The organism is Pseudogracilibacillus auburnensis (assembly GCF_003201975.1).
GTDB classification, from domain to species: domain Bacteria; phylum Bacillota; class Bacilli; order Bacillales; family Amphibacillaceae; genus Pseudogracilibacillus; species Pseudogracilibacillus auburnensis.
Window position 1 is genome coordinate 148,409 of sequence record NZ_QJJQ01000003.1, and the last position, 20,819, is coordinate 169,227.

Here is a 20,819-nt window from a genome sequence, read left to right on the forward strand (position 1 = left end):
TGTGTGGAATCCGAATTCACGAAGACTCCAGCGGGAAAAGCAACAGCCGAAAATCCATTTCAAATGTTTTGAATAAAACGTTTGAAATTAGTTGAGGCGTTGCCCGCGGAAAGCGAAGTGGATTCGGGTGGAACACATGTACACAAACCTTGGGGACTTTTTCAGCAGCCTTGTAAAAGCCTTAGGCTTATCAGCCGCCCGCGGTAAAAGAGACACTGTGAAAGCAAGCGATAGCGTAGGTTGAATAGATGTCGTTCTTATGCCCTGTGGTGAAAGCGGAGTGTCTTTCCATAGCGACGGGACATCTCACTAATTGAAGTTACTGCGTAGTTTATTTCAAGTGTGTGTTAATAGCAACAGACTTAACGAAAAAAGCGGGTGGAGTCTAAATATGTACAAACCGCTTAGAGCAAACAATTAATCGGAAGTCAACTTGAGCACTGTATCTTCATCCTACTTTATTCTATGAAGACTTTTTGTCCATTTACTCTGCAAAAGTTGAGCTTGTGATATAATCATACCAATAATTATTTCTCAATAATTAAAGGGTGGGGATAGTAGATGAGTTTTAAGTCAATTGAATTGCAAGTAGCGATTCCGAGATCACAGGATGCAGGGAAAATGCAAGATCAAATGATGAGGCAATCTCAGCAATTTCAAGATACTCTAACCCAACAACAGTTACGTGAAGAAATAATCAATCGCTCAAGAGTAAATGAATTTGACAATGTGGAAAAGAAAATGATAAACGATGAGGATGAAACGAGTAAACGAGAAGAAGAGCAAAAACAAAAAAAGCAGAAACAAAAAAACAATCAAGACAATGAACAAAAAGTAGATCATCCTTATTTAGGAACAAAATTTGATTATAGTGGATAGAAGGGATTACATGGTTTCATTATTACTCATCATTAGTTTTTTACTGCACATTACACTTATTATGGCAGTTTATCATTTATATCAACAATTACAGCTATCTAAACGTAGTAAGGACCAGGAACTCGAAATATTATTTGCGGATTTTCTTAAAGAGATTCGAATAGAAAATGAACGTTTGCAAAGTCAGTTAATAAACGAACCACCTCCAAAAAACGAAGGAAAAAAAGAAGAAATGACTCTTACTAAAAACAGATCGATAACAAATAAGGCTGAACATTATAAAGAGAACAATTTTTTCAATTTATTACAAGAAGAAAAAAACGATCAACTTTTAGAAACTTCTATAGAAAGTAAAATTTTTAGTATGTATAACCAAGGGCAATCAATTGATGACATTGCTAAAACATTAAACCGTGGTAAAACAGAGGTTGCATTAATTCTAAAATTACATAGCAATAAAGCTGAAAATACTTGATAAATTGTTTTTAATATGTTACTTTAATCAGTGGTAATAAATTGACAAAGATTACGCACGTTTAATGATTTCTATATATGGTGCCGTTTCATTCGGTTATATAGAAACAAGATTTAAACGGAGGAAAAACCAAAGGAGGAAATTTAAATGTCAGTTATTTCAATGAAGCAATTACTAGAAGCTGGTGTTCATTTCGGTCACCAAACTCGTCGCTGGAATCCAAAGATGAAGAAATACATTTTTACAGAAAGAAATGGTATTTATATCATCGACCTTCAGAAGACGGTTAAAAAAATCGAAGAAGCTTATAATTTCGTAAGACAACTTGCGGAAGATGGTGGAACAGTACTTTTCGTTGGAACGAAAAAACAAGCACAAGAATCTGTTCGTGAAGAAGCAAACCGTTCAGGAATGTTTTACGTAAACCAACGTTGGTTAGGTGGTACGTTAACAAATTTCCAAACAATTCGTAAACGTATCAATCGATTAAAAGAAATTGAGCGTATGGAAGAAGACGGAACTTTTGATGTTCTTCCAAAAAAAGAAACAGTTAACTTATTGAAAGAAAAAGAACGCCTTTTGAAGTTTTTAGGCGGAATTAAAGATATGAAAAAGTTACCGGATGCGCTTTTTGTTATTGACCCACGTAAGGAAAGTATTGCAATTGCAGAAGCTCGTAAACTTGGTATTCCGATTATCGGAATTGTTGATACAAACTGTGATCCAGATGAAATAGACTATGTTATTCCAGCAAACGATGATGCAATTCGTGCCGTTAAATTATTAACAGGTAAAATGGCCGATGCTGTCGTTGAAGGAAAGCAAGGAACAGAGTTAGAGGAAACAGAAGCAGTAACAAAGGAAGAAGTAAAAGAAGCGGAAGAAGTAGCTGTAGAAGAATAATAATTTTTGCTAGCAAGAGGTGATAAGGGGACAACCTTTTATCACCTTTTTTACAGAAATGAAGACGAAAGAACGCATTTTCTGGTTTGTTCATCCAAAAGATGTATAAACTATGGAAAAAGATTCATAACGGGAGGAAAATAAAATGGCTATAACTGCAAAAATGGTAAAAGAGTTACGTGAAAAAACTGGTGCAGGTATGATGGATTGTAAAAAAGCACTAACAGAAACAAATGGAAATATGGAGGAAGCGGTTGATTTTTTACGTAAAAGTGGTGCAGCTCAAGCGGCTAAGAAAGCTGGACGTATCGCTGCTGAAGGTACAGCTTTCATCGAAGTAAATGGAAATGACGCTGTTTTATTAGAAGTTAACTGTGAAACAGACTTTGTTACAAAAAACGATAAATTTCAAAAGTTAGTTGCTGATTTAGCGAGTCATATTGCGAAAAACAAGCCTGCAAATTTAGAAGCGGCTTTACAGGAAACGGTTGAAGCAGTTGGTCAAACGGCCGAAGAATATATTAACTCTATTGTAGCTACGATTGGAGAAAAAATTACGTTACGCCGTTTTGCTCTTTTAACTAAAACAGATAACGATGCTTTCGGTTCTTACTTGCATATGGGTGGACGAATTGGTGCATTAACTGTGGTTGAAGGTACAACAGATGAAGAAGTTGCTAAAGATGTAGCAATGCACATTGCGGCTGCAAATCCGAGCTATGTTTCACGTGAGGATGTAAAAGAAGACGAAGTAAATAGGGAAAGAGAAATCTTAAAAGAACAAGCATTGAATGAAGGGAAACCTGAACATATTGTAGAGAAAATGATTGAAGGTCGCTTAGGTAAGTTTTTCGAACAAATTTGCTTATTAGATCAACAATTCGTTAAAGACCCAGATGTAAAAGTAAAGAAATTTGTTTCAGATAAAGGTGCAACAGTGAAAGAATTTGTTCGTTATGAAGTTGGCGAAGGAATTGAGAAAAAAGAAGAAGACTTTGCTGAAGAAGTAATGAGCCAAATGAAAAAGTAATTTTTAAGATTAAATAGGGGACACGGTGGTGTTCCCTATTTCTCAACATAAAAGTTACAGAATTTGATTCAACTAAATAATATTATGCTTTGTGGAGGTTATTATGACAGCGCGCTATCGTAGAATTGTACTAAAGTTAAGTGGTGAAGCCCTTAGTGGTGATAAAGGATATGGAATTGAGCCTGGTGTCATTCAGTCCATTGCACAACAAGTGAAAGAAGTAGCTGAGTTAGGCATTGAAATCGCTATTGTTGTTGGTGGCGGAAACATATGGCGAGGTAAAGTAGGTAGTGAGATGGGAATGGATCGTGCAAATGCTGATTATATGGGAATGCTTGCAACGGTAATGAATTCACTCGCATTACAAGACAGTTTAGAATCGATGGGGATACCTACGAGAGTACAAACTTCGATTGAAATGAGACAAGTTGCGGAACCTTACATAAGAAGGAAGGCAATCCGACATTTAGAGAAAAAACGCGTTGTAATATTTGCTGCTGGAACTGGAAATCCGTACTTTTCAACAGATACGACAGCAGCACTCAGGGCAGCAGAAATTGAAGCAGAAGTGATTTTAATGGCAAAAAATAATGTTGACGGGGTATATAGTGATGACCCGAAAATAAACAAACAAGCTAAAAAATATGATAAACTATCTTATATGGACATGTTGAATGAAGGACTTGAAGTAATGGATTCAACCGCTTCATCACTATGTATGGATAATGATATCCCATTAATCGTATTTTCTATTACAGAAGAAGGTAACATTAAAAGGGTCGTTCAAGGGGAAGTACTTGGAACGACAATAAGGGGGAAATAAGGATGCCAAATGATGTGTTAAAAAATATGCGTGATAAAATGGAAACAGCGATCCAAGCCTTTACACGAAATCTTGCTACAGTACGTGCAGGACGAGCAAATCCAAGTTTACTTGATACTGTATTTGTCGACTATTATGGTGCACCTACACCTTTAAATCAACTAGCTCAAATTGGGGCACCAGAGGCGAGACTTCTTGTCATTACTCCATTTGATAAATCATCTGTCGGTGATATTGAAAAAGCGATTCAAAAAGCGGATCTTGGTTTATCACCTTCAAGTGATGGCAATGTTATTCGGATTAATATTCCAGCCTTAACAGAAGAAAGAAGAAAAGACTTAACAAAGGTTGTTGGCAAATATGCCGAAGAGTCCAGAGTTCAAGTGAGAAATATTCGTCGGGAAGCAAATGAACAGTTAAAGAAGTTGGAAAAAGATACAGTTATTACAGAAGATGAACTACGCACTTCACAAGATAATGTACAAAAAGAAACAGATCGTTTCATTGCTGAAATTGATCAACTAGCAACAAATAAAGAAACAGAGATTATGGAAGTTTAAAAAATAAAAAACATAAGTAAAATACGTACTTTATTTAAGGTGCACTATCATTCTTATTACGCTGCTTTTACAACAAGCGTTTAAAATAATAGCACCACAGATAAAAAATTGATCAAAGCCGCCCTCTTGATTCAAGAGGGCTTTTATTTCACTTTTTAATGTACAATTGAGTATAATTTAGAGGGAGGCTAAGGTATGTATTGGGAACATAAACTTTAGTCATACTCCTACGTGCAGAATGCAAAATAAAGACAAAGGATTTCTACTCCGAACCTGAAAATAATAATTACAAATAGATAGTCATATAATTTATGTAACGCATATAAAATAATAAAAATCTATGAAATTGTAATTAATATACGAGTTCAATCCTTTTGGGGGATAGAAGATGTCTAAATGGTTTTCTTTTTTTAACAGTAAACAAAAAGTGGTAGAAAAGACTCGACTTGAAAATGTACCTAATCATATTGCGATCATTATGGATGGAAACGGAAGATGGGCAAGCAAGAAAGGTCTACCACGTATAGCAGGTCATAAAGAAGGCATGACTGTCGTTCAAAAGATAGTACGAGCTGCCGTTAAACATGAGGTGAAAATTTTAACTTTATATGCTTTTTCCACGGAAAATTGGAAAAGACCAAAACCAGAAGTGGATTTTTTAATGAAACTCCCAAAAGAATTTTCGCATATCTATTTACCAGAAATGATCGAAAACAATGTAAAAATTGATACGATCGGTGAATTTGACAAATTGCCCAACCATACAAAAGACGCGATTAACCACGCGAAAGAAAAAACAAAAAATAATGATGGTTTATTATTAAACTTTGCATTAAACTATGGAAGTAGATATGAAATCATGCGGGCAATCAAGCATGTTGCTCTGGATTTGGATAACGGTAAAATGAACATTGAAAATCTGAATGAGGAAGTTTTCTCAAACTATTTGTATACGAATAAGATGCAAGATCCTGATTTACTCATTAGAACAAGTGGCGAGCAACGATTAAGTAATTTTTTATTATGGCAGTTGGCTTACGCAGAATTTTGGTTTACGGATGTATTATGGCCGGATTTTAATGAAGAAATATTTGAACAAGCCCTCTTTGATTATCAAAGTCGTAAAAGAAGATATGGGGGAATATGAGGGAGTTGAATCAATCATGAAGCAACGAATCTTAACTGCGTTCATCGCCTTAATTATCATAGCACCAATTATCGTATACGGTCACTGGCCCTTTATCGTTATTGCCTATTTTTTAGCAACAGTCGCCCTATTTGAGTTAATGAGAATGTATCATGCCGAAAAAGGATGGCTATACTTACTTATTTCAACGGTGTTTTTATGGCTCTTGCTATTCCCTAGTCCGGAAATAATGGTTTATACGTTTACGATCACCAAATTCGAAGTCATTGTTTTATTTGTTGTACTTCTTCTCACCATTACTGTTTTATCAAAAAATCGATTTACATTTGATCAAGCAAGCTTTTTGTTACTAGCGACAATTTATATTGGAACAGCCTTTTACTTTTTAATGAATACACGATTTGTCGGATTAAACTACTTTTTGTTTATTCTTTTTGTTATTTGGGCGACAGATTCAGGTGCATATTTTGTCGGGAAGGCTTTTGGAAAACGAAAGCTTTGGCCAGATATTAGTCCAAATAAAACAATTGGCGGGGCAATTGGTGGAATAGGAATTGCGTTAGTCGTTGGAATTAGTTTTCATTTGATTTATCCTTTCGAACAATCGCTTATTACTATTATTTTCATTACGATCGTCATTTCAATTTTTGGACAAATTGGTGATTTAGTCGCCTCAGCAATAAAGCGGCATTATGATGTGAAAGATTCTGGAAAAATATTTCCTGGACATGGTGGAATATTAGATAGGCTAGATAGTTTGCTTTTTGTAGTAATTGTTTTACATATTTTGCAATTTGTATAATTATGTTCAACGTGAACATAATTATACGATCCATATTTGCAAAGATTTCTTAATTTGTCTCAAGAATAAAAGGAGTGTTTTCTTTGAATACGGTTATTGCATTCATTTTAATGTTTGGACTTCTCGTATCTGTCCACGAATGGGGTCATTTAATTTTTGCAAAACGAGCTGGTATGTTAGCACGTGAATTTGCAATTGGATTTGGTCCGAAAATTTTTTCTTTTACAAAAAATGAAACATTATATACGATTCGTTTATTACCAATTGGTGGATATGTACGTGTCGCAGGTGATGATCCAGAGATTATCGAATTAAAACCTGGACATCATATTGGGCTAGAGTTTAATCAGGACGGAAAAGTGGATAAAATAATCGTTAATAATAAAGATAAGCACCCAAATGCTCATCTAATAGAAGTAGAGTCTGTTGATTTAGACCATGAACTTATTATTGATGGTTATGATATTGGAGACGAGTCGGAAAGAAAACGATTTTCTGTTGACAGAAAAGCATTTTTTATTATGGATGAGAGAGAAACACAAATTGCCCCATATGACCGACAATTTGCTTCTAAAACGGTCGGGCAAAGAGCGATGCAATTATTTGCTGGCCCCATGATGAACTTTATTTTGGCGATCGTCATTTTTATCATCATTGGTCTTGTCCAAGGTGTTCCTAATGATCAGACCTTTATTGGAGAAGTTCAACCTAATAGCCCTGCTGAAGCAGCGGGAATTCAATCTGGAGATGAAATTATTCAAATCGAAGGTAGCTCCATTTCTTCTCGGGAAGAATTTATATCTATTATTGAAAAAAGCGCAAATAAAGAAATTGATCTTGTCTTAAAGCGAGCAGAACAGACAGAAGAACTAACCGTTATTCCAAAAGAAGTGGAAAGAGAAGATGCAAAAGCAAAAGTTGGGCAAATTGGAGTAGGTTTAGCTCCTGGATTTGAAAAGTCATTTTTAGGAACGTTTAAATATGGTTTTATGCAAACATATCATACGACAAAATTAATATTAACTAATTTATTCATGCTAGTTACAGGACAGTTATCCATTGACATGCTTTCAGGACCTGTCGGCATCTATGATGTTACAGATAAAGTAGTCCAAACCGGGTTTATGAATTTCTTAATGTGGACAGCAATGTTAAGTATCAATTTAGGAATCATCAATTTAGTTCCGCTTCCCGCACTAGATGGAGGGCGTCTCCTATTCGTCGCGATTGAAACAGTACGTGGAAAACCAATTGATCCACAAAAAGAAGGACTTGTTCACGTCATTGGTTTTGCTCTGTTAATGTTACTTATGATCGTCGTAACATGGAACGATATTCAACGTCTTTTTCTATAATGGATGATGGCTTTCTTGCTTTTAGTTGGAAAGCCATGTTTTATTTCTGATCCTAATGCTAAATAGGCGTTGCTAAAATGAAAGCAAGGCAAAGGCACCTTATGCATAAAATCGCTAGAACATAGTGTTTTTTAATGGTATTTCCAAGAGAAACAGGATAGATGCTTACCATTTTAAAAGTGCAAGGATTTTGGCTACTTTACGAAAAAACCGTTGTTGTACGTATATTGAAACTAGAAACCTACTGCAATGAACTAGCCTAGTTGTTTGGAGCGAAAGTGACTGACTTTAACGGGAATAGCAACACCCGTACTAGCACGTCTTCGGACTGCACATTCCGCTCGTCTCATCGAAAATTTTTGCGACTACGATTACTCGTCGTAATAAACATTGTACGTCGAAGACAGAGCGCCGTGCACGAGCTACTGAAAAACTAAAGGTTATGAGCATACTTAGTTGATTGGAACGTAAGGTGGCGACTCCAGCGGGAAAAGCAACAACCGAAAATCCCGCAGGAAGCCCGGGGTTGCCCGTGGAAAGCGTCCACTTGAAGTGGAAATCAACAGCAAAGGGACTTTTTCAGTGTCCTCCCGTACACGCTAAGGGGTATGGTCACATTTCACGGAAGAAAACGGTAGTGTGGAACGATTTTTAGTTGTTCAGGAGGCCCTAAATAGAACTGGAGGAATGAGAGATGAGCCTTTCAAATCAGGCGAAAATGGAGATATTACTGAAACAATTACAACTTCCAGCTGAAATAATTGAAACGCACTTTAAAGATAGTAAAATAACGAAATTAATTGTATTTAAACAGGAAAAAATTTGGCATTTTCATATCGAAGTTCAACAAGTTTTACCATTTGAGGTTTATTCTTTATTTTACGAGCAATTACAGCAATCATTTCAAGCCATTGCAACTGTGCAACTAACCTTACATAATGTTCATCTAGATTGTGAAGAAAAGGACGTAAAGCTCTACTGGAAACACTTTCTAAAGTCTCTTCCAGATCTACTACCAGCGCATATGGAATTATTACAGCATCAAGAGCTGATAATGGAAAATGAACAGATACATATTTCTGTAAAAACGGAAGCCGAGGCTGTTTCTTTAAAGAGAAGAATTGAACAGCCGTTTCAACAGTTTTGCGAAAAGGTAGGATTGAAAAAATACCCTTTAGCTTTTCACGTGAAGACAGAACAGAAAGAACTGGAAAACTTTCGTAAGCAAACGACCGAAGAAGATAAAAAAATTGTCAGTACAATGAAACAAGAACAAGAAAAAAGAGAACGAAATGGTAAAAAGCAAGTGGCTCAAAACTTTATTATCGGCTATCAAATACAAGATGAACCAGTTCATATGGAAGAAATTATTGAAGAGGAACGTCGCATCACTGTCCAAGGTTTTGTTTTTATTTCAGAAGTACGAAAGCTACGCTCGGGACGTAGTTTATTAATATTAAAAGTGACAGATTACACAGATTCCTTAGAAATTAAACTATTTTCCAGAAATGATGAAGATGAACAAATGTTTGCACTTGCTAAAGAAGGAATATGGGTAAAGGCTCGTGGACGGATTCAAACAGACTTATATTCAAACGAATTAACGATGATGGCAAATGATATCCAGCAAATTTCTGTCGAGTTACGACAAGATCAAGCGAAGGATGGGGAAAAACGAGTAGAGTTACATGCCCACACATCAATGAGTCAGTTGGATGCGGTCGTTAGTCCAACTAGGCTAATCGAACAAGCAGCAAAGTGGGGGCATGAAGCGATCGCAATTACCGATCATGCTGCAGTCCAAGGTTTTCCAGAAGCACATATGGCAGGAAATAACCATGATATAAAAGTTATTTACGGAGTAGAGGCTAATGTTGTTGATGACGGGATACCAATTGCTTACCAACCGGTTGATTTGGCCTTAAAAGAAGGTACTTATGTTGTTTTTGACGTGGAAACGACTGGACTTTCTCCTGTCTATGATACGATCATCGAGCTTGCAGGGGTAAAATTGCACAATGGAGAAATTATTGATCGTTTTGAAAGCTTTGCTAATCCGCACCGAGCTTTACCTGATAAAATAATTGAAATTACCGGAATAACAGATGATATGCTCGTCGGTGCACCAGAGGTAGATGATGTATTAAGGCGATTCTATGATTGGGTGGGCGATAGTGTCTTAGTTGCTCATAATGCAACATTTGATATTGGTTTTTTAAATCAAGGGTACGCCAAAATTGGCATTAAAAAAATAGACACTCCTGTCATTGATACACTTGAGTTAGCTCGTTTTTTACTTCCTGATTTAGGAAATCATCGCTTAAATACACTGTGTAAACATATGAATGTCGAATTAACTCAACATCACCGGGCTATTTATGATGCGGAAGCAACGGGTTTTTTATTTTGGAAGCTAGTAGAATTATTGTATGAAGAAAAAATAGAAAATCTAAATCAGTTAAACGATCATATGGGAGAAGGAGATAGTTATCAACACTCGCGTCCATTTCACTGTGTGCTACTTGCTAAAAATGAAATTGGACTAAAAAACTTATATAAACTAGTCTCCCTTTCTCATACAAACTATTTTTATCGTGTACCGAGAATTCCCAGATCTTTATTAAATAAATTACGGGAAGGAATCCTCGTCGGTTCTGCGTGTGATCAAGGGGAAATTTTTGAAACATTAATGCAAAAATCGGTCGATGAAGCGGAAGAGGTTGCACAGTTTTACGATTATTTAGAAGTTCAACCACCAGAAAATTATGGTCATCTCATCGAAAGGGAATTAATTCAAACGGAAGCACAAATTTTAGATATTATTCGTAACATATTGGAGCTAGGGAAACGCACAGATACATTAGTGGTAGCAACGAGTAATGCTCATTATATTGATGAACATGAAAAAATGTACCGCCAAATTTTAATTGCTTCCCAAAAAGGAAATCCGTTAAATCGAGTCACATTACCAAATACTCCTTTTAGAACAACAGATGAAATGCTCCAATTATTTACTTTTTTAGGGGAAGAGAAAGCAAAAGAAATCGTTATGACAAATAGTCAAAAAGTTGCAGCAAAAATAGAAAGAATTTCTCCGATCAAAGAAGATTTATATACTCCTAGTATTGAAGGGGCTGAAGAAGAAGTTCGCAATCTTTCCTATCAAAATGCGGAAGCGATTTATGGTAAACCGTTACCAGAAATCGTCGATGCCCGGCTACAAAAAGAGCTTAATAGTATTATTGGACACGGATTTGCAGTTATCTATTTAATTTCTCATAAACTAGTAAAGAAATCGTTATTGGATGGGTATCTTGTTGGTTCAAGGGGTTCTGTCGGCTCTTCATTAGTTGCGACGATGACAGAAATAACCGAAGTAAATCCACTTCCAGCTCATTATGTCTGTACAAGCTGTCATTATCATCAGTTTTTTACTGACGGGTCATATGCAAGTGGCTTCGATTTACCAGATAAGCAATGTCCAAATTGTGATAAACCGTTAATGAAAGATGGACAAGATATTCCTTTTGAAACATTTTTAGGCTTTAAAGGGGATAAAGTACCGGATATTGACTTGAACTTCTCTGGGGAATACCAGCCAAAAGCACATAATTATACGAAAGAACTATTTGGGGAAGATAATGTCTTTCGGGCTGGAACGATTGGAACGATTGCAATGAAAACTGCATACGGGTATGTAAAAGGATATGCAACAGATAAAAATATCCATTTTAAAGGAGCAGAAATTGATCGACTTGTCCACGGTTGTACAGGTGTAAAACGAACGACTGGACAACACCCGGGTGGAATTATTGTTGTACCAAAAGACAAAGAAATTTATGATTTTACCCCAATTCAATATCCAGCAGATGATCGGAAAAGTGAATGGAAAACGACCCATTTTGATTTCCATTCGATTGAAAATAATTTGTTAAAGTTAGACATACTCGGTCATGATGATCCGACTGTTATTCGTAAACTACAAGATTTAAGTGGGATTGATCCACGGACAATTCCGCTTGATGATAAAGAAGTGATGGGTATTTTTTCAAGTACCGATCCACTAGGTATTAAACCAGAGCAAATTGATTGTAAAACAGGCACACTTGGAGTACCTGAGTTTGGAACTTCTTTCGTTAGACAAATGTTGGAGGAAACGAAGCCGAGTACATTTGCGGAATTGGTTATTATATCTGGACTTTCTCATGGTACCGATGTATGGCTTGGTAATGCTCAAGAATTAATTAATAATGGAATTTGTGAAATTGGGGAAGTTATTGGTTGTCGAGATGACATTATGGTTTATTTAATGCAACAAGGACTCGAAGCATCGCTCGCATTTAAAATTATGGAATCAGTACGAAAAGGGCGAGGATTACAAGATGACTGGATTGTGGAAATGCAAAAAAATAATGTTCCCGATTGGTATATTGAATCTTGTAAAAAAATTAAATATATGTTCCCGAAAGCACACGCGGCGGCATATGTACTAATGGCTGTACGAATTGCTTATTTTAAAGTGCATTATCCGATATTCTTTTATGCTGCATACTTTTCCATTCGTGCGAGTGACTTTGAACTAGATACGATGGTTCGCGGAGCGGAAGCCCTTCGAAAAAGAATTCAAGAGATTAAAGAAAAAGGAAATGACGCTCCACCAAAAGAAAGAAGTTTGTTAACTGTTTTAGAAGTTTCCTTAGAAATGTGTGAACGAGGGTTTGATTTCCAACGTGTCGATCTATATCGTTCAAGTGCAACAGAGTTTTTAGTTGATGGTAATAGTTTAATCCCACCATTTAATGTGGTAGATGGTCTAGGAACAAATGCGGCAATTAATATTGTGAAAGCACGTGAAGATGGCGAATTTTTATCGAAAGAAGATTTACGAGAAAGAAGCAAAATTTCCAAAACAGTGCTACAATATCTAGATGCACATGGTTGTTTAGAGGGCATGGAAGAGGAAAATCAATTATCGCTTTTTTAATATGTTATCTTTATTTACCAAAATCGTTGTATTCATTTTTGGTTTATGCTATAATAGCAAAGGAATGTCGAATTAATGTCAAGTACAAAGAGTGGGAAATCCCACTCTTTCTTCTATAAACAGCGAGAATCAGCCCCCTTGCCTTCGTTTCGGCAAGGGTTTTATCTTTGCGAGCGTTACGATACGATTTATATGATTAGGTAGGTGTATGCTGTTTTTCAAATAAGCATCATCATATTGTGATACAAAAATTGTTGAAATGAAAAATCTTATTCATGTTCATACTATGAAAGAAGGATGTAAAGGAGGAAATGAATTGAGCGAAGCTGTATTGTCTGAAGTAAAAGATTTACTAGAGCCGGTTTTAATAGAACGTCATTTAAGTCTTGCTGATATAGAATATGTAAAAGAAGGAAAAAATACATTTTTACGTATTTATATTGATAAAGACGGTGGAGTGGATTTAACAGAATGTGGGATTGTATCAGAGCGTCTCAGTGAAAAGCTCGATGAGCACGATCCAATCCAAGGCGCATATTTTTTGGAGGTAAGTTCTCCTGGGGCCGAAAAACCACTAAAAACGAAACAAGACTTTATCGATCATATAAATGAAAATGTGTCTGTTTCACTATATGTCCATATTGATGGTGAAAAGGAATATGAAGGAAAATTAACTGATTTCACCAACAATATTGCTACAATTGATTACAAATGTAAGCATCGCATAAAGCAAGTAGAGATTCCTTTTGAAAAAATTGCCAAAGCTAGGCTTGCTGTGATGTTATAAAAGGGGGAAATAAAGGTTGAGCAGTGAGTTGTTTAATGCAATTAATTATTTAGAGAAAGAAAAAGGTATTGATAAAAACATTTTACTTGAAGCATTGGAAGCAGCATTAATCTCTGCTTATAAGAAAAACTTCAAATCTGCAAACAATGTATCGGTTAAATTCGATGAAGAAGAAGGGACCATGCAAATTCATGCTAGAAAAACGGTAGTCGAAGAAGTGGAAGATGAACAAGAAGAAATATCACTTGATGCAGCACGCGAAATTAATTTAAGCTATGAAGTCGGTGATATTGTTGAAATCGAGGTAACACCGAGAAATTTTGGTCGTATTGCTGCTCAAGCTGCTAAACAAGTTGTCACACAGCGAGTAAGAGAGGCAGAACGTGGTGTGATCTTTAGTGAGTATGCAGACCGAGAAGAAGATGTCATGACGGGAATTATTCAACGAACAGATCCGAATTTCGTCTATGTTGATTTAGGGAAAATTGAAGCTAAACTAGCGAAATCAGAGCAGATTTCTTCGGAAGAATACCATGTCCATGACCGGATTAAAGTATTCGTCACAAAGGTAGAGAACACAAATAAAGGACCACAAATATATATTTCTCGTTCTCATCCAGGTCTTTTAAAAAGATTGTTTGAAATGGAAGTACCAGAAATATATGATGGTATAGTAGAAATTAAGTCGATATCACGTGAAGCTGGCGATCGTTCCAAAATTTCCGTATATGCAAGTAATCCTGATGTTGATCCAGTCGGTTCCTGTGTAGGTCCTAAAGGACAACGAGTTCAAGCAGTCGTTGATGAACTCAATGGTGAAAAAATTGATATTGTTGAATGGTCAGAAGATCCAGTTGTCTATGTTTCAAATGCTTTAAGCCCTTCCAAAGTAATTGATGTATTAGTAGATGAAGAAAATAAAGCTACAACGGTTATTGTTCCCGATTTTCAGTTATCTCTAGCAATTGGCAAACGGGGACAAAATGCTCGATTAGCAGCTAAATTAACAGGTTGGAAAATTGATATTAAAAGTGAATCAGTTGCAAGAAACGAAGGGTTATTGTCGGAGGAAATTCAAGAAATCGACGAAGACGACTTTTTATTCGATTAGCGGGGGGATTTTACATTGGCAAAAAAAAGAAAAATACCTCAACGGAAATGTGTAGTTACGAATGAATTAAAGCCGAAAAAGGAAATGATTCGAATCGTCCGGAATAAAGATGGAGAAGTTTTTATCGATCCGACAGGAAAACAAAATGGACGTGGCGCCTATTTAACGATTGATCAAGACGTAATTCAACAAGCGAAAGAACAAAAAGTCTTGGAAAAAGTATTTCAAGTGAAAATCGATGAGTCCTTATATGACGATTTAAGTAAATTAACGAGTGAACAAGATGAACAATAATTATTTAAATATGGTTGGATTAGCGTATCGGGCTAGAAAATGTTCAACAGGTGAAGCGTTAATCGTTAAAGATATTCAAGCAAAAAAAGTAAAACTACTTTTAATTGCAAACGATATAGCTCCACAAACGAAAAAGAAGTTTATCGATAAATGTAATTCATATCATGTACCTTATATTGAAGTAGATGATCGTGCCACATTGGCACAAGCGATAGGAAAGTCGGAAAGAGTCGCTATTGCTATATTAGATGGAGGGTTCGCTAATAAAATACAATCTCTACTTTCGTAAATAAATTTGGGGGTGAACGTATGGGTAAAATGCGAATATATGAATATGCTAAAGAAAAGAATAAGACGAGTAAAGAAGTCATTGAGCAATTGAAAAAATTAGATGTAGAAGTTGCAAACCATATGTCTTCTATAACGGCTGAAATGAGAAACAAATTAGAAAAAACGTTCCATAAAAACAAGGAAACGAAGGCGAAAGAAACGTCTCGAGGAACGAATAATCAAGCTCAAACAGAAAAAGCAAGTAAGAAAACAGCACAACATCAAAAACAACAGTCAAATCAGTCTAAAAACCAACAAAAGAAACAAGGAAATAAGCAAAAAAACAGACAACAAAATAGACAACAAAAAGGAAGAAATAAAAAAGGTGCTATGCAGATAAAACAACAGGAACAAGTTCAGGAAACTCCTAAACATATTGTTTATAGTGAAACATTAACAGTGAATGGTTTAGCAGAAAAACTTCATAAAGATGTTTCAGAAATTATTAAAAAACTAATGTTTTTAGGCATTATGGCGACTAAAAACCAAGATTTAGATGATGATGCCGTAGAATTAATTTGTAGTGATTATAATGTGACAGTTGAAAAAGAAATTATTTTAGAGGATACCGATTTTGATAAATATCGAAAAGAGGACGATGAACAAGATCTAATCGAGCGTCCCGCTGTCGTTACAATTATGGGACATGTAGACCATGGGAAAACGACATTGCTTGATTCCATCCGTCATACGAAAGTAACAGCAGGTGAAGCTGGTGGAATTACGCAACATATTGGTGCCTATCAAGCGGAAAATGATGGAAAAAAGGTAACGTTTTTAGATACACCTGGTCACGAAGCATTTACGAGTATGCGTTCACGTGGAGCACAAATTACGGATATTGCTATTCTAGTTGTTGCTGCAGATGATGGTGTGATGCCACAAACAGTTGAAGCGATCAATCATGCTAAAGCTGCTGAAGTGCCAATTATTGTTGCGGTAAATAAAATGGATAAAGAAACGGCCAATCCAGATCGTGTTATGCAAGAATTAACTGAATATCAATTAATCCCTGAAGATTGGGGAGGTAGCACTATTTTTGTCCCAATTTCTGCGATTAAAGGAGAAGGAATCGATGAATTACTCGAAATGATTCTACTCGTTGCTGAAATGGAGGAATTAAAAGCAAATCCAAATAAAGCAGCATTTGGTACGGTTATCGATGCCCAATTGGATCGTGGACGTGGAGCGGTCGCAAGTCTTTTAGTACAAGATGGTACCTTATCCGTTGGCGACTCCATCGTAGTTGGTAACACGTTTGGCCGGGTTAGAGCGATGGTGAATGATCTAGGTCAACGAATCGATAAAGCTGAACCATCGACACCTGTTGAAATTACGGGGCTTAATGCCGTTCCTCAAGCAGGTGATCAGTTTTTAGTATTTACAGATGAGCGGAAAGCGCGGCAAATTGGGGAGACGAGACAACAACAACATATTGTTGAAAGCCGTGGTTCCCAAGCGAAAATCAGTTTAGATGATTTATTTGAACAAATTAAACAAGGTGAAATGAAAGATTTAAACGTTATTATCAAAGCAGACGTACAAGGATCTGCAGAAGCGCTTGCCGCATCTCTTCGTAAAATCGAAGTCGAAAATGTACAAATTAATATCATTCATACAGGTGTAGGGGCAATTACAGAATCGGATGTTATTTTAGCATCTGCTTCCAATGCAGTTGTCATCGGGTTTAATGTTAGACCTGATGTGAATGCACAAAAAGCAGCTGAATCCGAAAAAGTTGACCTTCGTTTGCACCGTGTTATATATAAAGCGATTGAAGAGATGGAAGCAGCAATGAAAGGATTACTTGATCCAGAATATGAGGAAAAGGTAATTGGTCAAGCAGAAGTGAGAGAAACATTTAAAGTGTCCAAAATCGGGACAATTGCTGGAAGTTACGTGACAAATGGAAAAATAACACGTAATGCGAATGTAAGGTTAATAAGAAACGGTGTCGTCCTTTATGAAGGTGAACTTTTGGCATTAAAACGATTTAAAGATGATGTCCGTGAAGTTGTACAAAACTATGAGTGCGGAATTACGATTAAAGATTTTAACGATATTAAAACTGGTGATACCATTGAAGCTTTTGTCATGGAGGAAATTGACAGAACATGATTCTATATGCTGAAATAGAATGTATCCTCTACCATACTCATTCGTTAAAAGCGAAACGCTCTATTTTAAAGAGATTAATTGCGAAAATTCGTAAAGATTTTAACGTATCTATTTCAGAGATTGATTATCAAGATCTATGGCAACGAACAAAACTTGCGATTGTGACTGTTTCCAATGAGCTAAAACATGCAGAAAAAGTGATGCAAGAAGTACTGAAATTAATCGATCACGACCCTGAACTAGAAAGAACGATTACGACGATCGACCGTTTATAAATAAAGGCAGCAAAACAAGTAAGGAAAATGTTTTCTATCATGTCATGAACATAAAATGGGGTGAAAGAAATGGAAAATATGCGAACAAATCGAGTAGCCGAGCAAATGAAAAAAGAAATTGGTGAAATTTTAAATCAAAAATTAAAAGATCCACGTATCGGCTTTGTGACAGTGACAGATGTTGAACTAACAAATGATTTGCAACATGCGACCGTTTTTATTTCTGTATTAGGAAATGATAACGAAAAGCAGGACACATTGATTGGTTTAGCCAAAGCAAGTGGGTTTGTTCGTTCGGAAGTAGGAAAACGAATTAGACTAAGAAAAGTACCAGATATTACTTTTCAGTTTGATGAGGCTCACGAATATGGAAATCGAATTGATGCCATCCTCCGTGAATTAAATAAAGAATAATCCATATCTGACTTCGTTTTTCATTAAACGAGTCAGATTTTTGGTACATAAACTAATAACAGCAGATGTTTTTTTCCTACTAATTAATGGAGTGAAATAACGATGAACGGAATTTTACCTTTATATAAGCCGAAAGGATTTACATCACACGATTGTGTCATGAAAGTTCGTAAATTATTACATATTAAAAAAGTTGGTCATACAGGAACTCTTGATCCTGGAGTGGAAGGTGTTTTACCTATTTGTATAGGTGAAGCTACTAAAATTATTCCTTTTTTGTTACACTTAAAAAAAGTCTATATCGCAGACGTTTATCTCGGTTATTCAACGACAACAGAAGATCGAGAAGGTGAGATAGTAGCTGAAAAAGAAGTAGTTTCTCTGCCAACAAACGAAGAAATAAATAATGTTTTACAAAAGTTCCACGGAGAAATCAAGCAAGTACCACCAATGTACTCAGCTGTAAAAGTAAAAGGGAAAAAATTATACGAATATGCACGTGAAAATAAAGAAGTAGAAAGACTAGAACGTGTTGTCACTATTTATGAACTAACTCGATTAGAAGAAAAGCTGAACAATCCTTTTAGAATAAAAGTAACTTGTTCAAAAGGTACATATATCCGAACATTATGTGTTGATATTGGCAGAGAACTTGGATACCCTTCACATATGTCTTATTTAAAACGGGCGGAAAGTGATTCATTTATGATGTCTGAAACAGTCACTTTTCCCGAACTAGAAGAGGCGATTCATAAAAAGGAAGTAGAAAAACTGCTATATCCAATCGAACGTGGACTCCGTCATTTAGATGTTTTTTTTGTTGATAGGGATCTTAAGCAAAAAGTGTTACAAGGTCAAAAATTACCAATACCAACAAAATGCCCAAAAACAGACCCTTTTATCATCATGCACGAAAATGAGTTACTTGCAATATATGAAAAACATAAAATAAATAAAAATGAAATAAAACCGATCCGTGTTTTTAATATTCATAAGAGAATGTAGGTGAAACAAATGCAGACGATTAAGCTAACATACCCACATACACTGAAAGCAAATAATGTACCAGAAACAATTGCTGCAATTGGTTTTTTTGATGGGATACATAAGGGACATCAAGCAGTTATTCAACAAGCGGTTCAATTAGCAAAAGAACAACAAAAGGAAAGTGCAGTAATTACGTTTCACCCCCACCCATCTGTCGTCTTAAACGATCCAGATAAACCAGTACAATATATTACACCAGTAGGAGAAAAAGAGCGGCTATTAAGTGAAATGAATGTCGACCGATTATATATCATTACATTTAATAAACAATTATCTAAATTGACACCAAAACAGTTTGTAAATCATTTTATAATTGATTTGCATATCAAACACGTTGTTGCTGGGTTTGATTTTACCTTCGGGCATAAAGGCGCAGGTAATATGGACAATATTTCGCAATATACAAACAGGGAATTTACGACATCTGTCATTCGGAAAGTTGAATGTAAAGAGGAAAAGATTAGTTCAACGAGAATTAGAAAATATTTACATCAAGGGGCAGTCGACAACATCAAGCCATTGTTAGGACGAGTATATACGACGAAAGGAACGGTAATTGAAGGAGACAAACGAGGACGTAAACTAGGCTTTCCAACTGCAAATATGCAAATTAGTAATGAAAAATTATTACCGAAACAAGGCGTGTATGCAGTGAAAGTTATTTACCAGAACAACACGTATAACGGGATGGCAAATCTCGGTGTAAAGCCGACATTTGTTTCGGGTGAGTTAAAGCCGTCCGTAGAAGTATTTATCTTTGATTTTGATCAAGATATTTACGGAGAAGAAATTGTCGTCCTTTGGTATCAATATATACGAGATGAAAAAAAATTTAATGGGATAGCGGAAATTGTTGCCCAGCTAGAAAAAGATGAACAAACAATTCGAAATTATTTCCGTTAACAGTACGTTTTGTCTTGCAAAAATGTTAAAAACGAGTTATTCTAATAAATGGAACCTTCGCTTGGCAAAATGTAACTCCGACGTTTGCTAGGGGAATGGGGATAGAGAATAAATAGGAGGTGGGCCAAAATATGGCTATTTCAAAAGAACGTAAAACAGAGATTATTAATGAGTTTAAAGTACATGACAATGATACTGGATCTCCAGAAGTACAAATTGCAATACTAACAGATGAAATTAATAATTTAAACGAACATTTACGTACTCATAAAAAAGACCATCATTCACGTCGTGGTTTATTAAAAATGGTAGGTAAACGCCGTAATTTATTAAATTACCTACGTAAGAGTGATGTTGCCCGTTATCGTGAAGTAATTCAAAAGCTTGGACTACGTAGATAACGAAAAAGAAAGCAGGAGAAATCCTGCTTTTTTTTCGTAAAGAACAAAAGCGTAACATTCTAGGACTGTAAGTACTTGTCTAATCGAGAAGCATTGGCGCATTGAAAAATGCTCCTTCGATTACTCGTCATAACGTCAGTACTAGCAAATTTCTAGGCGGAAATTCGTTTTCCAAAGAAGT

The 20,819-nt window shown here is 35.9% G+C and carries 20 protein-coding genes; all 20 read left to right on the forward strand.

All coding sequences use genetic code 11. From position 1 onward, the window contains the following. The first annotated feature begins 561 nt into the window (after nucleotides 1-561). The 20 genes from DFR56_RS22835 (at nucleotide 562) to rpsO (ending at nucleotide 20,638) form a co-directional block, all read left to right on the forward strand. Nucleotides 562-879: a hypothetical protein gene (locus tag DFR56_RS22835; protein WP_158525512.1), complete on the forward strand. Its 318-nt coding sequence runs from the start codon at nucleotides 562-564 to the stop codon at nucleotides 877-879. A gap of 10 nt (nucleotides 880-889) precedes the next feature. Then, nucleotides 890-1,354: a DUF6115 domain-containing protein gene (locus tag DFR56_RS05670; protein WP_110394472.1), complete on the forward strand. Its 465-nt coding sequence runs from the start codon at nucleotides 890-892 to the stop codon at nucleotides 1,352-1,354. A gap of 147 nt (nucleotides 1,355-1,501) precedes the next feature. Then, nucleotides 1,502-2,257 (forward strand): 30S ribosomal protein S2, encoded by a 756-nt coding sequence (gene rpsB, locus DFR56_RS05675; RefSeq protein ID WP_110394473.1) that lies wholly within the window; start codon nucleotides 1,502-1,504, stop codon nucleotides 2,255-2,257. 145 nt (nucleotides 2,258-2,402) lie between these two features. Then, the gene (tsf, locus tag DFR56_RS05680) at nucleotides 2,403-3,287 is read left to right on the forward strand and encodes a translation elongation factor Ts (protein ID WP_110394474.1); all 885 of its coding nucleotides are present in this window, start codon (nucleotides 2,403-2,405) and stop codon (nucleotides 3,285-3,287) included. A gap of 100 nt (nucleotides 3,288-3,387) precedes the next feature. Continuing rightward, nucleotides 3,388-4,110, forward strand: coding sequence for a UMP kinase (gene pyrH, locus DFR56_RS05685; protein WP_110394680.1), 723 nt, complete (start codon nucleotides 3,388-3,390; stop codon nucleotides 4,108-4,110). Between the two features lie 2 nt (nucleotides 4,111-4,112). After that, nucleotides 4,113-4,670: a ribosome recycling factor gene (frr, locus tag DFR56_RS05690; RefSeq protein WP_110394475.1), complete on the forward strand. Its 558-nt coding sequence runs from the start codon at nucleotides 4,113-4,115 to the stop codon at nucleotides 4,668-4,670. 388 nt (nucleotides 4,671-5,058) lie between these two features. Then, entirely contained in the window at nucleotides 5,059-5,817 is a 759-nt protein-coding gene (locus DFR56_RS05695) for an undecaprenyl pyrophosphate synthase (protein ID WP_110394476.1), read from the forward strand. Nucleotides 5,818-5,833: 16 nt separating this feature from the next. Continuing rightward, nucleotides 5,834-6,619: a phosphatidate cytidylyltransferase gene (locus tag DFR56_RS05700; RefSeq protein WP_110394477.1), complete on the forward strand. Its 786-nt coding sequence runs from the start codon at nucleotides 5,834-5,836 to the stop codon at nucleotides 6,617-6,619. Between the two features lie 83 nt (nucleotides 6,620-6,702). Continuing rightward, nucleotides 6,703-7,974 (forward strand): RIP metalloprotease RseP, encoded by a 1,272-nt coding sequence (gene rseP / locus DFR56_RS05705; RefSeq protein WP_110394478.1) that lies wholly within the window; start codon nucleotides 6,703-6,705, stop codon nucleotides 7,972-7,974. A 694-nt stretch (nucleotides 7,975-8,668) separates the two neighbouring features. Next, nucleotides 8,669-12,958 (forward strand): PolC-type DNA polymerase III, encoded by a 4,290-nt coding sequence (locus tag DFR56_RS05710; RefSeq protein WP_110394479.1) that lies wholly within the window; start codon nucleotides 8,669-8,671, stop codon nucleotides 12,956-12,958. Nucleotides 12,959-13,274: 316 nt separating this feature from the next. After that, entirely contained in the window at nucleotides 13,275-13,745 is a 471-nt protein-coding gene (gene rimP / locus DFR56_RS05715; protein ID WP_110394480.1) for a ribosome maturation factor RimP, read from the forward strand. Between the two features lie 16 nt (nucleotides 13,746-13,761). Next, on the forward strand, nucleotides 13,762-14,856 hold the full coding sequence (gene nusA / locus DFR56_RS05720) for a transcription termination factor NusA (protein WP_110394481.1): 1,095 nt from the start codon (nucleotides 13,762-13,764) through the stop codon (nucleotides 14,854-14,856). 15 nt (nucleotides 14,857-14,871) lie between these two features. Beyond that, the gene (gene rnpM, locus DFR56_RS05725; RefSeq protein WP_110394482.1) at nucleotides 14,872-15,150 is read left to right on the forward strand and encodes an RNase P modulator RnpM; all 279 of its coding nucleotides are present in this window, start codon (nucleotides 14,872-14,874) and stop codon (nucleotides 15,148-15,150) included. After that, nucleotides 15,140-15,439, forward strand: a complete 300-nt coding sequence (locus DFR56_RS05730; RefSeq protein WP_110394483.1) for a L7Ae/L30e/S12e/Gadd45 family ribosomal protein — start codon at nucleotides 15,140-15,142, stop codon at nucleotides 15,437-15,439. Before rnpM ends, DFR56_RS05730 begins: the two co-directional genes overlap by 11 nt. 20 nt (nucleotides 15,440-15,459) lie before the next feature. Beyond that, nucleotides 15,460-17,598: a translation initiation factor IF-2 gene (gene infB, locus DFR56_RS05735; RefSeq protein WP_110394484.1), complete on the forward strand. Its 2,139-nt coding sequence runs from the start codon at nucleotides 15,460-15,462 to the stop codon at nucleotides 17,596-17,598. Beyond that, entirely contained in the window at nucleotides 17,595-17,873 is a 279-nt protein-coding gene (locus DFR56_RS05740) for a DUF503 domain-containing protein (RefSeq protein ID WP_110394485.1), read from the forward strand. The genes infB and DFR56_RS05740 overlap by 4 nt, the downstream gene beginning before the upstream one ends. Nucleotides 17,874-17,942: 69 nt before the next feature. After that, on the forward strand, nucleotides 17,943-18,287 hold the full coding sequence (rbfA, locus tag DFR56_RS05745; protein WP_110394486.1) for a 30S ribosome-binding factor RbfA: 345 nt from the start codon (nucleotides 17,943-17,945) through the stop codon (nucleotides 18,285-18,287). Nucleotides 18,288-18,389: 102 nt separating this feature from the next. After that, nucleotides 18,390-19,292: a tRNA pseudouridine(55) synthase TruB gene (gene truB, locus DFR56_RS05750; RefSeq protein ID WP_110394487.1), complete on the forward strand. Its 903-nt coding sequence runs from the start codon at nucleotides 18,390-18,392 to the stop codon at nucleotides 19,290-19,292. A gap of 9 nt (nucleotides 19,293-19,301) precedes the next feature. Further along, nucleotides 19,302-20,237, forward strand: a complete 936-nt coding sequence (locus DFR56_RS05755; RefSeq protein ID WP_110394681.1) for a bifunctional riboflavin kinase/FAD synthetase — start codon at nucleotides 19,302-19,304, stop codon at nucleotides 20,235-20,237. Between the two features lie 131 nt (nucleotides 20,238-20,368). Beyond that, nucleotides 20,369-20,638, forward strand: coding sequence for a 30S ribosomal protein S15 (gene rpsO, locus DFR56_RS05760; protein WP_110394488.1), 270 nt, complete (start codon nucleotides 20,369-20,371; stop codon nucleotides 20,636-20,638). The last annotated feature ends 181 nt before the right edge of the window (nucleotides 20,639-20,819 follow it).